Origin of the sequence: Oceaniglobus roseus (assembly GCF_002869745.1) — a bacterium.
In the GTDB taxonomy this organism is placed as follows: Bacteria; Pseudomonadota; Alphaproteobacteria; order Rhodobacterales; family Rhodobacteraceae; genus Oceaniglobus; species Oceaniglobus roseus.
The window spans coordinates 54,079-68,727 of the sequence record NZ_PNOS01000012.1; the positions used below are offsets into that span (position 1 = coordinate 54,079).

14 protein-coding genes are annotated in these 14,649 nt (G+C 71.0%); 6 read left to right on the top strand and 8 right to left on the bottom strand.

Annotation, left to right across the window (positions count from 1 at the left end):
* The first annotated feature begins 18 nt into the window (after positions 1–18).
* Together A7B20_RS08055 and A7B20_RS08060 are read left to right on the top strand one after the other, a co-directional pair.
* Positions 19–1,002 carry a zinc-dependent alcohol dehydrogenase family protein gene (locus A7B20_RS08055; protein ID WP_102108055.1) on the top strand — a complete coding sequence of 328 codons (984 nt, stop codon included), beginning with the start codon at positions 19–21 and terminating at the stop codon, positions 1,000–1,002.
* A 110-nt stretch (positions 1,003–1,112) separates the two neighbouring features.
* On the top strand, positions 1,113–1,574 hold the full coding sequence (locus A7B20_RS08060) for a thioredoxin family protein (protein WP_102108056.1): 462 nt from the start codon (positions 1,113–1,115) through the stop codon (positions 1,572–1,574).
* A gap of 60 nt (positions 1,575–1,634) precedes the next feature.
* Here the strand turns inward: A7B20_RS08060 and A7B20_RS08065 are convergent, their stop codons facing one another.
* Complete coding sequence (locus A7B20_RS08065) at positions 1,635–2,153, bottom strand: Hsp20/alpha crystallin family protein (RefSeq protein WP_102108057.1); 519 nt, start codon at positions 2,151–2,153, stop codon at positions 1,635–1,637.
* Between the two features lie 228 nt (positions 2,154–2,381).
* Between A7B20_RS08065 and A7B20_RS08070 the strand changes: the two genes are divergently transcribed.
* Together A7B20_RS08070 and A7B20_RS21410 are read left to right on the top strand one after the other, a co-directional pair.
* On the top strand, positions 2,382–3,596 hold the full coding sequence (locus A7B20_RS08070) for a DUF8173 domain-containing protein (protein WP_102108058.1): 1,215 nt from the start codon (positions 2,382–2,384) through the stop codon (positions 3,594–3,596).
* Between the two features lie 62 nt (positions 3,597–3,658).
* Complete coding sequence (locus A7B20_RS21410; protein ID WP_172960977.1) at positions 3,659–3,817, top strand: hypothetical protein; 159 nt, start codon at positions 3,659–3,661, stop codon at positions 3,815–3,817.
* A gap of 397 nt (positions 3,818–4,214) precedes the next feature.
* Here A7B20_RS21410 and A7B20_RS08075 read toward each other — a convergent pair whose 3' ends face one another.
* Positions 4,215–4,616: a c-type cytochrome gene (locus A7B20_RS08075; protein ID WP_102108059.1), complete on the bottom strand. Its 402-nt coding sequence runs from the start codon at positions 4,614–4,616 to the stop codon at positions 4,215–4,217.
* 166 nt (positions 4,617–4,782) lie between these two features.
* On the opposite strand from A7B20_RS08075, the gene A7B20_RS08080 reads away from it, so the two are divergent.
* Both A7B20_RS08080 and A7B20_RS08085 read left to right on the top strand, forming a co-directional pair.
* Positions 4,783–6,300, top strand: a complete 1,518-nt coding sequence (locus tag A7B20_RS08080; protein WP_102108060.1) for a bifunctional aminoglycoside phosphotransferase/ATP-binding protein — start codon at positions 4,783–4,785, stop codon at positions 6,298–6,300.
* 149 nt (positions 6,301–6,449) lie between these two features.
* The gene (locus A7B20_RS08085) at positions 6,450–7,412 is read left to right on the top strand and encodes an alpha/beta fold hydrolase (RefSeq protein ID WP_157937631.1); all 963 of its coding nucleotides are present in this window, start codon (positions 6,450–6,452) and stop codon (positions 7,410–7,412) included.
* 67 nt (positions 7,413–7,479) lie between these two features.
* Here the strand turns inward: A7B20_RS08085 and A7B20_RS08090 are convergent, their stop codons facing one another.
* From A7B20_RS08090 to A7B20_RS08115, 6 genes are all read right to left on the bottom strand, one after another.
* On the bottom strand, positions 7,480–8,970 hold the full coding sequence (locus A7B20_RS08090; protein WP_102108062.1) for a carboxypeptidase M32: 1,491 nt from the start codon (positions 8,968–8,970) through the stop codon (positions 7,480–7,482).
* Positions 8,967–9,980 (bottom strand): ABC transporter ATP-binding protein, encoded by a 1,014-nt coding sequence (locus A7B20_RS08095; RefSeq protein ID WP_102108063.1) that lies wholly within the window; start codon positions 9,978–9,980, stop codon positions 8,967–8,969. Before A7B20_RS08095 ends, A7B20_RS08090 begins: the two co-directional genes overlap by 4 nt.
* Positions 9,977–10,948 carry an ABC transporter ATP-binding protein gene (locus A7B20_RS08100; protein WP_102108064.1) on the bottom strand — a complete coding sequence of 324 codons (972 nt, stop codon included), beginning with the start codon at positions 10,946–10,948 and terminating at the stop codon, positions 9,977–9,979. The genes A7B20_RS08095 and A7B20_RS08100 overlap by 4 nt, the downstream gene beginning before the upstream one ends.
* Entirely contained in the window at positions 10,945–11,883 is a 939-nt protein-coding gene (locus A7B20_RS08105) for an ABC transporter permease (RefSeq protein ID WP_102108065.1), read from the bottom strand. Before A7B20_RS08105 ends, A7B20_RS08100 begins: the two co-directional genes overlap by 4 nt.
* On the bottom strand, positions 11,883–12,857 hold the full coding sequence (locus tag A7B20_RS08110) for an ABC transporter permease (RefSeq protein ID WP_102108066.1): 975 nt from the start codon (positions 12,855–12,857) through the stop codon (positions 11,883–11,885). Before A7B20_RS08110 ends, A7B20_RS08105 begins: the two co-directional genes overlap by 1 nt.
* Positions 12,858–12,926: 69 nt before the next feature.
* On the bottom strand, positions 12,927–14,495 hold the full coding sequence (locus A7B20_RS08115; protein WP_102108067.1) for an ABC transporter substrate-binding protein: 1,569 nt from the start codon (positions 14,493–14,495) through the stop codon (positions 12,927–12,929).
* Positions 14,496–14,649 lie beyond the last annotated feature (154 nt).

Here is a 14,649-nt window from a genome sequence, read left to right on the forward strand (position 1 = left end):
GCAGCGGAGGGAGGTGGCATGATCGCCATGGTCCTCGAACGCCCGGGCACGCCCCTCGTCGCCCGCGATCTCGCCCCGCGGACACCCGGCCCGGGCGAGCTTGCCCTGCGCGTCGAGGCCTGCGGCGTCTGCCGCACCGACCTGCACGTGGTCGACGGCGACCTGCCGCACCCCCGGTTGCCGCTGATCCCCGGTCACGAGATCGTCGGCCGCGTCACCGCCTGCGGCCCCGGCGTCCGCCGCGTCCTGCCCGGTCAGCGCGTGGGCGTGCCCTGGCTCGGGCGCACCTGCGGCGCCTGTCCGTTCTGCCGCGGCGGCCGGGAGAACCTGTGCGACGCGCCGCTCTTCACCGGCTACACCACCGATGGCGGCTTCGCCGAGGACTGCATTGCCCACGCCGATTACGTCATCCCCCTGCCCGAAGAGGCCGATCCCGCCACCCTCGCGCCGCTGCTCTGCGCCGGGCTGATCGGCCACCGGGCGCTTGCGATGGCGGGGGACGCGCAGCGGATCGGTCTCTACGGGTTCGGGGCGGCGGCGCATCTGCTGATCCAGCTCGCCGTCTGGCAGGGGCGGCGGGTGCTGGCGCTGACCCGGCCCGGCGACGGCGCGGGGCAGGCCTTTGCCCGCCGCCTCGGCGCGGTCTGGGCGGGCGGCTCGGACGAGGCGCCGCCGGAACCGCTGGACGCGGCGCTGATCTTCGCCCCCGTCGGTGCGCTGGTGCCCGCCGCGCTGCGGGCGGTGCGCAAGGGCGGCACCGTGGTCTGCGCCGGGATCCACATGTCGGATATCCCGTCCTTCCCCTATGCCGACCTCTGGGGCGAGCGCGCGATCCGCTCGGTCGCCAACCTGACCCGGGCGGACGCCGACACGTTCCTGCCCCTCGCAGCCCGGGCGGGGGTCAGCGCGCATGTCACGCGCTATCCGCTGCGCGACGCCAACGCCGCGCTCGACGACCTGCGGGCGGGGCGGCTGGAGGGGGCGGCGGTGCTGATCCCGTGACCTTCGCATGCGGCGCCACGGGCGTTCGCCGCGATTGATCCTGCGCAACGCGATCCGGACATTCGGCTGCTATCCTCCCCGCATGTCCACCGCATCGCTCAGAGGCGCCCATGACTCAGACCCTGACCTGTCTTGACTGTGGCCAGGCCAACCGCCTGCCCGCCGAACGCCTTGGCACCGCGCCGAAATGCGGCAGCTGCGGCGCGCCGCTGATCGCCCGCGCGCCCGTGGCGGTGCCGTTCCGCACGCTGCAGAAGGCGATCCGCACCGACACGCTGCCGCTGATCGTGGATTTCTGGGCGCCCTGGTGCGCGCCCTGCCGCATGATGGCCCCCGCCTTCGCCGAGGCCGCGGCGAAGGCCGGAACGACGGCGCGCTTCGCCAAGATCGACATCCAGGCAAATCCGCAGGCGGGCGAGGCGCACGGGGTGAAGGGCATCCCGCTGATCGTCGCCTTCCGGAACGGCCGCGAGCTGACGCGCCGGGCCGGCTTGGTGTCGGCGCCGGACCTGGCGACCTGGGTCGCGGCGGCCGTCGCGGAGGGCCGCCGCCAGCGGGACGGCGCGGCCTAGCCTGCGGTCCGGTTCCGGAGGGCCCGGACCGCGCGGCAGCGGCGCCGTGTGCAGGCCGCGTCAGGCGGCGTGCACCTCGATCGTCTTCTCGGCGGCCAGCGCCGCCTCTGACTTCGGCAGGCTGATCGTCAGCACGCCCTTGGCGAACTGCGCGTCGATCTTTTCCTGGTCGATGTTCTGCGGCAGCCGGATCGAGCGGCGGAAGCTGCCCCAGCGGCGCTCGCTTACGTGGTAGGCGTCCTGCTCGCGCGACGATTCCTCGGTCTTTTCGCCCGAGATCGTCAGCATCCCGTCGCTGATCTTCACCGAAACGTCCTTCGCCTCCATCCCCGGCAACTCGGCGGCGATGGAGAAGGACTTGTCGTTCTCCACGACATCCATCGCGGGGCTCAGGGCCGCCGGAGCGAACATCGCGGGGGTTCCGGGCGATCCGCGCTCGAAGAGGCGCGTCGGCTCGAAGGCGTCGAACAGCCGCTCCATCTCGTCGCGCAGGCTGCCGAAACCGGGCCAGCCCGACAGGGCCGACTGCGGGAACCGCTCGGCGCCGCGGGTGACGGGAACATGGGTCTTCTTGGACATCTGACTCTCCTGTCTCGGGTTGAGGGCGCCACCCGCCGGGGATGGACGGGTGGCGCGGAACCGCACCGCCCCGGCGGCGGCGGCCGAACGGTGGCAAGCCGCGCCGCCCCGGACGGGCGAGCCAGACAAATGTGCCGCGGCGGGACCGCGGCGCATTGACGGCCATCAACGACAGCGCGCCGGCCCGCCCCCTAGACTGCGACAGGAAGAACGTCGTCTGGAACCGCCATGCCTTTTCGCTGCCTTGCGGGCTCTCTTGCCGCCGTCCTCTGCCTCGCGGCCCCGTCGGTGGCCGGAACCGTCGTCATCGGCCAGGATACCTTCATCGGCGGCACGCCGTCCGGCGAGGCGACGTCGGCGCCGCGCGACCTGTTCTTCGCCGGGCCCTCTGCCGAGCTTGCAATCCCGGTGGCGGGCGATGCCCACCTTGCCGGGTTCTCGGCGCATGCCGGGGCGGCGACCGGGGCGGATCTCTATGCCGCGGGGGCGGAGGTGCGGATCGACGCGCCGGTGGGCGGGGATGTGTCGGCGGTTGGCTTCTCGGTCGCGCTCGGCCCCGGCGCGACGATCGGGGGCAACGCGCGGCTCGGCGGCGGCTCGGTGCGAATCGCGGCGCCCGTCGCGGGGGCGCTGGCAGCCAGCGCCGGGGCGCTGACCCTCGACGCCCGGATCGGCGGCGACGCCCGGATCACGGCGCGCACGGTGACCTTCGGGCCGGACGCCACGGTGGCGGGCACGCTGCACCTCGCGACGGCCGAGCCGGTGGCCGTGCCCGCATCGGTGGCACCGCCCGAGCGGGTGGTGATCGGGCGGATCGCGCCGGACGACATGCCTATGCACGCGCCCGACTGGGCGCCGGGCTGGGTGCGCGCCTGGTCGGGGCACTGGATGCACGGGGCGGGGGAGGCGTGGCGGGCGCCGCCCCCGGCGGTCCTGCTGGCCGGGTCGCTCCTGACCTTGGCCTTCCTGTTGGCCCTCGGCGCCGCCGCGCTGGCCCTGCTGCCCGAGCGGGTCGAGACGCTGCGCCGCCGGGCCGCCGGGCACCCCTGGCTGGCGCTGCTGACCGGCCTGCTGGGGCTTGGCACCCTCGTCGGTCTGATCCCGGTGGCGGCGCTCACCCTGATCGGGCTGCCTCTCGTGCCGGTGGCGATCCTCGCCCTCGTCGTGGTCTGGACGCTCGGCTATCTCCTTGGCACCTACAGCGCCGCCGCCTTCGTGCTGGAAGGCTTCGGGCGGCGCGAGGGGCCGCAGGGCATGGCGCGGCGGCTGGGCGCGCTGGCGCTCGGGCTGGCGGTGGCGACGGTGCTGAACTTCATCCCCGTTCTCGGCTGGATGGCGAACCTCGCGCTGGTCCTCATCGGCATCGGGGCGCTGGCCGCCGCGGTCTTCGGCAGGCTCGGCGCGATGGTCTCGGCGGTTCCGCCGACCGCCGGGGCGGCATAGGGCTGGCGACGGCACGACCAGAGGGGCCGGATCGTCCGGCCGGACAGAAGCGGGAACAGCGCATGGACAGGATCAGGATCGAGAACCACGGCGGCATCGGCCTTCTCTGGCTGATCGGCTGGCTCTTCACGACGGGCTATCTTGGGCTCGGCTTTTGGCGGGCGGTGCTGGCCCTGCTGATCTGGCCCTACGACCTCGGGCTGGCGCTTGCAGCCCAGTGATGGCGCCCGCTCTGCCGCTGTCCGGCGATGTCACGGAATATCATGGAGAATCCATTGCCTGTTGATCGCCGTCAATGACCGGGGCGCGAGAGTCGGCGAAGCTGGGGCATCGAAGGTCGGGAACCAAGCAAGGCGGATCGCCAGTTCCCCAGACAAGCGGATCCGCCCGTCCATTCCGGGGTTTCCACGGCTTTCGATGGGACGGCCCCGGAAACCGGTCCCGTGATACCGGCGAAATACACGGTTTCCGGGGCAGTTGCCCTGTTTGATCGAGGCATTTGGAGAAGGAAGAAAGGGCAGGTGGAACCTGCCCTTCCATTTCCGTCCGCGCCCGGGTTTTCGGAGCCGTGGCCTGCGCCCGTCGCCGAAATCGGTGAACGGGCGCGGCGAGAATTCGTCAGTCCGCCTGCAGGCCCTCGAGGTACAGCGCCAGCGTCAGGATTCGGCCGTTGCGGTCGAGGACCGACAGGGCCTTGTCGCCGTAACCCTGGGTCTCCTCGTCGAAGAGCGGGCCGAAATCGGGCATGGGCCCGCCGTGCAGCTTGTCCTTCCAGGTGCCATTCAGCAGGTGGACGACCCGGAGCATCGGGAAAGTGCCGCCGTTGCGCGCGGACAGGCCGGTGAGGTCGGGCACCGGGATCGTTAGGAACGGCGACAGGATCCCTTCGCCTTTGGCATCGTCGCCATGACAGTAGGCACAGTAATAGGCGAAGAGTTCGGTGCCCGGGTCGATCTCCTGGGCCGGCGCGACGCCGGGCGCGGCCAAGGTCAGAGCAAGTGCAAGGTGGATCGGTTTCATGTCAGCCCTCCGCAGATAGACCCCATTGCTCGCATCGCCGCGGCGCGCGCGCATTGTCGGCCGTCAATCCGTCTCGCGCGGCGGGGCGGGCAGGGCATGGGCGGTGCGATTGATCCAGAGCAATGCCGCGGGTGCCCGCTCATGCTCGACTGGCCGCGGAGATGCCATGACCGACGACCAGACCGAGACCCGCGCCTTTCTCGCCTCGCCCGCCGCCTTCGGCGGGACCGGTCCCGTGCGCGTCGTCGAGACCCACGGCGCGCTGGTGTTCCTGGCGGGCGACACGGCGCTGAAGCTGAAGCGCGCGGTGGTCTACGACTACATGGACCTCGGGACCGTCGAGAAGCGCCGGGCGCTGCTGCTGCGGGAACTCGAGCTGAACCGCCCCGCCGCGCCGGAACTCTACCGCGACGTGCTTCCGGTCACGCGCGGCCCGGACGGCCGCCTCGCCCTCGGCGGCACGGGGGCGGCGGTGGACTGGGTGCTGCGGATGGCGCGCTTCCCGTCCGAGGCCGAGATGCCGGCCGTGATCGCGCGGGGCGGCTTCGACGATGCGCTTGCCGAGGGGACCGGGCGGATGCTGGCCGCCTACCACGCCGCCGCGCCGGTCCGCCACGGCCCCGGCGCCGCCCGGATGGCGGACATCCTCGACGAGCTCGACCGCGTCTTCGCCACCTTCCCGGCCAGCGACGGCACCGCCGGGGTCGCCCCCTGGCTTGAACGCGCGCGCGCCGCCCTTGCCGGGGTCACGGACCTGCTGGACCGGCGCGGCGCCGCGGGCCACGTCCGGCGCGGCCATGGCGACCTGCACCTCGCCAACCTCGTCGTCCTCGACGGCCGCCCGGTCCCCTTCGACGCGCTGGAATTCAGCGAGGAGCTCGGCACCTGCGACGTGCTCTACGACCTCGCCTTCCTGCTGATGGACCTCTGCCACCGTGGCCTAGACCGCGGCGCCTGCGGCGTGCTCGATGCCTGGCTGACCGCCGCCGCCAGGGCCGAGGACGAAGGGCTGGCGGCCCTGCCGCTGTTCCTGTCGGTGCGGGCGGCGATCCGCGCGATGGTCTGCCTCCAGACCGACGCGGCGCGGGGGCATCGCGGCGAGACGACGGAGGAGATCGCGCTCTACCTCGCGCAGGCGGAGACGTTCCTCGGGCCCGCCCCCGCCCGCCTGATCGCCGTCGGGGGCTTCTCCGGCACCGGCAAGAGCGTCCTCGCCCGCGCCCTTGCCCCAGGTCTCGGGGCGGCACCCGGCGCGGTCCTGATTGCCAGCGACCGCGAGCGCAAGGGCGGCGCCGTCGACACCCGTCTTGCCCCCGCGGCCTATGCCCCCGCGCAGCGCGGCGCGGTGTACGACAGGCTGTTCGCCCGTGCCGCGACGATCCTCACGGCGGGCCATTCCGTCATCCTCGACGCGACCTTCCTCGACCCCGCCCACCGGCAGCGTGCGCAGGCGCTGGCCGTGGTTGCGAAGGTGCCCTTCCACGGGCTCTGGCTCGACGCGCCCGATGCCGTGCTGGAGGCGCGGCTTGCGGCGCGGAGGGGAGATGCCTCGGACGCCGATGCCGCGGTCCTGAGGCAGCAGCGCCAGCGGGGCGCTGGACCGCTCTCGTGGGCGCCCCTGGACGCCTCCGGCACGCCCGGTGCGACGGAGGCGGCGGCGCGCGCGATCCTGTCGGGCAGGTGAGACGCCCTGATGGCAGGGACGGGCGGGCGAGGGTGGCGATAAAGCGTTGAGCGTCGTCAATGCGACGCCCCCTGCGCATCGCAGACTGCGCGGACGGACCGCGGCGCGAAGGTCGCGCCCGGCCACGCGGAACGATCGAAAGAGGCACGGTGCGGCGACGGGATGCACTTCTGCTCGGCTCCGGGGCGGCGCTGCTCGGCGCCGGACTGGCGGGATGGGGCGGTTATGGCGAGGCGGTGCGGCAGGCCGGGGTCCGCCTTGCCGGCGGCAGCGACCTCGTCCATCTCGGCATGGCCGAAGTGGAATACGCCATCGCGGGCGAGGGGCCGTGGGTGATGATGATCCACGGCACCGGCGGCGGGTTCGACCAGGGCCTGCTGTTCGCCACCGCCCTGCGCCGGAAGGGCTATCGCATCCTCGCGCCCTCGCGCTTCGGCTACCTGCGCAGCAGCTTCCCCGAAGATGCCTCCCCGGCCCGCCAGGCCGACGTGCTGGCTGCGCTCCTCGACCGGCTGGAGGTGGAGCGGCTGGCCGTGATCGGCGGCTCGGCCGGGGCGCTCTCGGCCGCCGAGTTCGCGCTACGCCATCCCGGAAGGTGCAGCCACCTCGGCCTGCTGGTCCCGGCGGCGAATCTCAAGGGCCGCGATCCGGTGGTGTTCACCGCGCCGCAGCGGCTTGCGGTGCGGGCCGTCCTCGGCTCGGACCTGCGGTTCTGGGCGCTCTCGCGCCTTGCCACGCGCCGCATGATCGGCACGCTCCTCGCCACCGACCCGCACCTGCTGGACGCGGTCGGCGCGGGGGAACGGCAGCGGGCGCTGGCGATCCTGACCGGCATCTTCCCGGTCGAGCGGAAGGCCCGGGGCCTTGCCGCCGACTCGGCCTGGGCCGGGGCACCGTCGTCCACCTGCCATGGCGACATCGCGGTCCCGACCCTGATCCTGTCCTGCGAGGACGACCGCTTCGGCACCGCCGCCACGGCGCGGGACCTCGCGGCGCGCATTCCCGGCGCCCGGCTGAGGGTCTTCCCGACCGGCGGACACATCTGGCTGGGCCGCGACGGCGCGGTGGCCGAGGCGCTGGACAGCTTCCTGTCCTCGACCCGGCCGGGGTGAGGATCAGGCCGTCATCCGGCGGGGCCGGTCGTGACGGGGAAGGCGACGTCGCGCGCTGCCGCGGGCCTCAGGCGGCGAACCTTGCCGACAGGTGCGCGAGATAGGCGTCGGTCTCGTCGATCTTGGGCGCCGCCCGCTCCAGGATCTCGGCCCGGCTCAGCGACCGGCCGTGTGACCAGACCTGAGCGCCGAGCGCGGCGCGCAGCGGCGCATAGTCCGCGCGCTCCAGCGCCGCGCCGATCCGTTCGTCCTGCCGCAGCCGGGCGAAGAGGCGGGCGGCGGTCAGGTTGCCGATGGTGTAGGTCGGGAAGGATCCGAAATAGTTGTGCGACCAGTGGACGTCCTGCAGGCAGCCCTGGCCATCGTCCGGCACCTCCAGCCCCAAGTCCTCGCGCATCGCCTCGGCCCAGGCGGCGGGAACGTCCGCGACCCTCAGCGATCCGTCGAGCAGCGCCATCTCGATGCGCACGCGCAGCATGATGTGGAGGTCGTAGGTCAGCTCGTCCGCCTCGATCCGGATGAAGCCGGGGCGGACATGGGTGATGGCGGCCAGCCACTCCTCCACGGTCACGTCGCCCAGCTGCTCGGGGAAGGTGTCGCGCAGGCGGGCGAAGTGCCGCGCCCAGAAGGCGGGCGAGCGGCCGACGTGGTTCTCGACCAGGCGCGACTGGCTTTCGTGCATCCCGAAGCTGGTGCCGCCGACGGCATAGAGGCCCTTCAGGTCGGTCGCATGGACGCTGCGGGTCAGGTCCGGTGCGACGCCGAGCTCGTAGAGCGCGTGGCCGGTCTCGTGCAGCGTGCCGAAGATCGCCATCGGCAGGTAGGACGGATTCCAGCGCGAGGTGATGCGCACGTCGTTGCGGGTCTGGCTGATCTCGAACGGGTGGACGGTGGTGTCGAGCCGTCCGCGCGAGAAATCGTAACCGGCGGCGGCGGCGATCTCGCGGCAGAAGCGCTGCTGGAGTTCCACGGAATAGTCGCGGAACAGGAAGTCGCGCCGCGGGGCGGGGCGGCCGAGGGGCGCGTCGAGGATCGGGCGGGTGCCCGCGCGCAGCCGGTCGGAGAGGCGGGTCAGGGACGCTGCCGTCTCGCCCGGTTCGAACAGGGCGACGAGCGGGTCGTAGGGGTGTTCGTCGTAGCCGAGGGCCGCGGCCTGCTGCTGCGCCAGTGCGACGGAGCGCTCGAGGTAGGGGCGGAAGATCGCGAAATCGGCCTTCGCCCGCGCCTCGGCCCAGGCGGCGTTGGCCAGCGCGGCGGATTCTGCCTGCGCCTGGAGCAGTTCGGCGGGGATCCGGGCGTGGTGGTCGCGTGCCTCCAGCATCGCCCGCGCCGCGCGCCGGGCGGTTTCGGTCGTCGCCGCTTCCAGCGCGGCCTCGGCCGCCGCGCCCATCTCGGGGGCAAGGATCATCCGGCGTGCGATGCCCTTCAGCGTGGCGATCTGCTGGCCGCGGGTTTCGGCCCCGCCCGGCGGCATCATCACCCGGGCGTCCCATTGCAGCGCGTTCACGGCGCAGAGCACGTCGTTGACGCGGCCCGCGAGGGTTTCGAAATCGTTCATGCCGCGATCTCCTCCGCCCCGGTGCCGCCGTCGTTCAGGTGGCAGGCGACCTGTCCGCGGTCCCCGGGCTTCAGCGCCGGAACCTCGGTTTTGCAGCGCGGCCCCGCGAAGGGGCAGCGGGGGTGGAAGGCGCAGCCTTTCGGCGGGTTCAGCGGAGAGGGGATCTCGCCCTTGATCGGCTGGAAGGCGGCGCGGCCGGTGCCGAGCGTCGGCACCGAGGCGAAGAGCGCCTTCGTGTAGGGATGGGCCGGGGCGGCATAGAGATCCTCGGCCGTGGCCAGTTCGACCACGCGGCCGAGGTACATGATCGCCACCCGGTCGCAGACGTGGCGCACCACCGAAAGGTCGTGGCTGATGAAGACCGCCGTCAGGTCCAGCCGCTTCCTGAGGTCGAGGAAGAGGTTCAGCACCTGCGCCTGGATCGACACGTCGAGCGAGGCCACCGCCTCGTCCAGCACCAGCAGGTCGGGCTCCATCGCAAGGGCGCGGGCGATGGCGATCCTCTGCCGCTGCCCGCCCGAGAACTGGTGCGGCAGGCGGTTGGCATAGGCGCCTTCGAGGCCGACCTGTTCCAGCAGGGCGCGGACGCGATCGCCGGACTCGGCCGCGGACCAGAGACCGTGCAGGCGCGGCCCTTCCGAAATCGTCTCGCCCACCTTCATCCGCGGATCGAGGCTGGCGAAGGGATCCTGGTGGATCATCTGCACGGCGGTCGTCAGCTTCTGCACGTTGCCGCCCGAGGACCGGGCGACCGCCTTGCCCGCCAGAGTCACGCGCCCGTCCGAGGGGGTGTAGATGCCCGAGACGATCCGCCCCAGCGTGGACTTGCCGCAGCCCGACTCCCCGACGAGGCCCAGCACCTCGCCCTTGTCCACGGTCAGGTCGATGCCGGTCAGCGCGTGGACCGTGGCGGCGGAGTTCTCGCCGGTGATCCGGTCGAGCAGCCGGCCCACGGCCCCGACGGGTTTCGAGAAGCGCTTGGACACGCCCTCGACGCTCAGCAGGGTCATGCGGGCACCTCTTCGGTCAGGGGATGGTGGCACAGGGCCATGTGGGCGTTCCCCGTGCGCGGCGGCTCGGTCGCGCAGATGTCGGTGGCGCGGGGGCAGCGCGGGCGGAACGGGCAGCCCGAGGGCAGGTGCGACAGCTGCGGCGTCGCGCCGGGGATCTGGGGCAGGGGGGTGCCGGGCGGATGCAGCGAGGGCACGCTGTCGATCAGGCCTCGGGTGTAGGGGTGGCGCGGTGCGGCGATGACCGCCCCGGCGCTGCCGCTTTCCACGATGCGGCCCGCGTACATCACGCAGATGTCGTCGGCGAGGGAGGAGACCACGGCGAGGTCGTGGGTGACCCAGACGATGGCGGTCCCGGTCTCGTCGGCAAGGCGGCGCACCTCGGCCAGGATCTGGCCCTGGATCGAGACGTCGAGCGCGGTCGTCGGCTCGTCCGCGATGATGACCGAGGGGCGGTGCAGGAGCGCGGTGGCGATGGCCACGCGCTGCCGCATGCCCCCGGACAGCTGGTGCGGATAGGCCTTGAGCCGCTCGGCCGGGGCGGGGATGCCGACGATCTCCAGCGCCTCGCGGGCCCGCTCCCATGCGGCGCGCTTCGAGACGCGGTCGTGGACGCGCACGGCCATCGCCATCTGGTCGCCCACGCGCAGCACCGGGTTCAGCGTCATCATCGGGTCCTGGAAGACCATCGACACCCGCCGTCCCCGCATCCGGCGCAGCGCGTCGGGCGAGAGGCGGCGCAGGTCGGTGCCGTCGACCAGCACCTCGCCGCCCGAGATCTCGCCCGGCTTGTCGATCAGGCCGAGGATGGAGAAACCGGTGACGCTCTTGCCCGAGCCGCTTTCGCCCACCAGCCCCATGATGCGGCCGGGGCTGACGGAGAAGCTGACGTCGTTCACGGCCGTGACCCATCCGCTCCGTGTCTCGAACCGGGTGGTCAGGCCCCGGACCTCGAGCGCGGCACTCATCGCTGGTTCCTCGGATCGAGGACGTGACGCACCTGGTCGCCCACGAGGTTGATCGCGACGACGGTGACCATCAGGAAGAGGCCGGGGTAGATCGAAAGCCATGTGCGGTCCGTGTGAATGTACTTGAAGCCGTTCGAGATCAACGAGCCGAGCGAGGGTTCGGTCAGCGGCAGGCCGACGCCGAGGAAGGACAGCGTCGCCTCCAGCGCGATGGCGCTTGCGACCTGCACGGTGGCCACGACGATCAGCGGCGGCAGGACGTTCGGCAGCAGGTGGCGGAACAGGACGCGGCGGGTCGGCAGCGGGGTGGAGCGCGCGGCCTCGATATAGTCCTTGCCGCGCTCGACCGTGGCGGCGCCGTGGGTGGTGCGGGCGAAATAGGCGTATTGCGCGACGACGAGGGCGAGGACGATCTGCGCCACCCCCTGGCCCAGCATCGCGACGAGGACCAGCGCCAGCAGGATCGCGGGCATCGACAGTTGCAGGTCGACGATCCGCATCAGCAGGCTTTCGATCCGCCCGCCGAAATAGGCGGCGGTCAGGCCGACGCAGATCCCCACCATCAGCGCCAGCGCCCCCGCGCTCAGGCCGATGACGAAGCTGGTGCGCAGACCGTAGAGGATGGCCGAGAGCATGTCGCGCCCGGCGTTGTCGGTGCCGAGCAGGTGGACATATCCGCCCGAGCCCTCGGTGCCGGGGTGCAGGAAGGCGTCCATCCAGTCGAGGCTGGCCATGTCGTAGGGGTTCTGCGGCGTCACCCAGGGCGCGCCGAATGACAGCGCCGCCAGAAGCACGATGACGACGAGCGAGATCACGGCCACTGGCGAGCGGCTGAAATCGGCCCAGAAGTTCTTCAGGCGCGTGGCGCGGCTGTCGGCCTTCGCGGCGGCGGGGGTGGCGAGGGTGGCGCCCTCGGGGCTGAGCGTGTCGGACATCATGCCCCTCCCTTCAGGCGCACTCGCGGATCGAGCCGGGCATAGACCAGGTCGACGGTCAGGTTGATGAGGACGAACAGGACGACGACCAGGACCAGGTAGGTGACCATCACCGGGCGGTCGAGCTGCAGGATCGAGTCGATGATCAGCTTGCCGACGCCGGGCCAGGTGAAGACGCTTTCGGTGACGACGGCGAAAGCCAGGGTCGAGCCGAGTTCCAGGCCGAAGACGGTGACGATCGGGATCGAGATGTTGCGCAGGACGTGGCTGAAGATGATCTCGCGGTCGGTCAGGCCCTGGGCGCGGGCGAACTTCACGTAATCTGTGCGCATCGCCTCGACCATGCCGGCGCGGGTCAGGCGGATCATCAGGCCCATCTTGAACAGCGACAGGTTGATCGCGGGCAGGATCACGTGGCTCCAGCCGTCGAGCGTGGCGAGCGAGGTGTGGATCCCGAGGACCGAGCCGACCTCGCCCCGCCCGCCCGAGGGCAGGACGCCGAGGTTCACGGCGAAGGTCATGATCAGCAGCATCCCGATCCAGAAGGTCGGCACCGAGAAGCCGAGGACCGAGAGCGCCATGATCGCCTTCGCGGCGATGCCGTCGGGGCGGTAGCCGGCATAGAGCCCGGCGGGAATGCCGATGAAGGTGGCGATGCAGACCGAGACGAAGACCAGCTCCAGCGTCGCGGGCAGCCGCGAGAAGACTAGGTCGACGACGGGGATGTTGTAGACCATCGAGGTGCCCATGTCGCCCTGGGCCACGTTGGCGATGAAGGTCAGGTATTGCCGCCAGAGCGGCTGGTCCAGCCCGTACTGGGCGATCAGCTTGGCGCGGATCTCCTGCGTCGCGCCGGGATCGATCAGCACGTCGATGGGATTGCCGATGGCATAGACGCCGACGAAGACGATGACGGACATGGCGAAGACCACGACCACCGCCTGAGCGAGCCTGCGGATGAGATAACCGAGCATGTCGTTCCCTGTCTGGCGCGGACGGGTCGGGGGGCCGGATCGCCCGGCCCCCCGGTGTTCACGGGCGGATCACTTCGCGGGGGTGATCGCGTAGGCGCGGGTTTCCTGGTCGACGCGCGGCGTGAAGTTCAGCGTGTCGGCATCCGCGGCCCAGACCGTCTGCAGGATCACGGTCGGGATCAGGGCGCGGTCCTCCATCGCGATGTAGGAGGCTTCCTCGTAGAGTTCCCGGCGCTTGTCGGCGTCGAGCGTCTGGGTGCCCTCGTCGAAGACCTTGTCGAACTCGGGGTTCGAATAGTCGGTGCGGTTGAAGTTGCCGAATCCCTTCTCGGCGTCCGCGGTGCGGATCATGGCGCCGTAGGTATAGGCGGCCTCGCCCGTCAGCGTGCCCCAGGCGGACATCGCCATGGAATATTCCTTCCGGGCCGCGGCCGGGAAGAATACGGTGCCGTTCAGCGCCTGCGCGTTCACCTTCAGCCCCAGCCGAGACCACATCTGCGCCAGCGCCTCGCACACGACCGAGTCGCCGGGGACGCGGTTGTTGGTGCAGGTGAAGTCGATCTCGAATCCGTCGGGATAGCCGGCCTCGGCCAGCAGCGCCTTGGCCTGCTCGATGTCATAGGGCTTTTCGCCGATCTTGTCGGTGTAGCCGAAGAAGCCTTCGGGCATCAGCTGGTTGGCGGGGGTGCCGAGCCCTTCGAGCACGACGTTCACCAGCACGTCGCGGTTGATCGCGAGGTCCAGCGCCTTGCGCACGCGGACGTCCTTCAGCGGGTTCTCGTCGATCTCCTGGCCGTTGACCTTGACCTTCTGCGGCAGCACGTCCGCCTGGCTGGGCTGGACGTTCAGGATGTAGATCGAGTCGGACACGAAGGTCTCGAGGTCGCCGTCGTTCTTCATCGCGAGGAAGTCGGAGGCCGGGACGTAGTTGATCATGTCGACCTGGCCCGAGCGCAGGGCCGCGACGCGGGCCGCGTCGTCGGGAATCTCCTTGCGGGTCACCGTGTCCCAGGCCACATCGCCGCCCCACCAGCCGTCGAACTTCTTCAGCACGAGGTCGCCCTTGGGCTGCCAGGAGACGAAGGTGAAGGGGCCGGTGCCGATCGCCTTCTCGCCCGAGTTGAACTCCTCGTTGCGGGCTTCCATGCCGGTTTCCGAAGGCACCACGAACAGGCGGGTGAAGTCGTTCGGCAGCGCGGGCGCGGTGCCCTTGGTGTGGACGCGCAGGGTGTAATCGTCGACCACCTCCACGCTCTCGACGTACTTGGTGTAGAGCGTCATCGCCATCGGGCCGGTCACTTCGGGGATCCGCTCGATCGAGAACTTGGCGTCCTCGGCGGTGAAGTCGGTGCCGTCGTGGAATTTCACGCCCTCGCGCAGCTTGAAGTCCCAGGTGGTGTCGTCCACCGCTTCCCACGACACGGCGAGACCGGGCTTCAGCTGGAGGTTCTCGTCCACGTCCACGAGCGTGTCGTAGATGTGGCGCAGGGCCTCGGCCTGACTGCCAAGGGTCGACCAGTGCGGGTCGATGGAATCGGGGCCGGCGCGCAGGCCCAGCACCAGGTCCTCTGCCATGGCGGGCATGGCCGCCAGCAACGCGATGGCGGCAACCGCGCTGCGGAATGTCTTAGAAGCCATAAAGCATCTCCCTGTGTTACATTATGGTGAAACACTACGGGAGGAAATTTGGATCGGTCAAGAAAGTTTTGATACGGTTGCACCGTTTGAGCGGTACAATCTTTGGCTACTGACTGGTTTTCACTCATATTCTGTCTTGGCAGAGCCTGTTTTT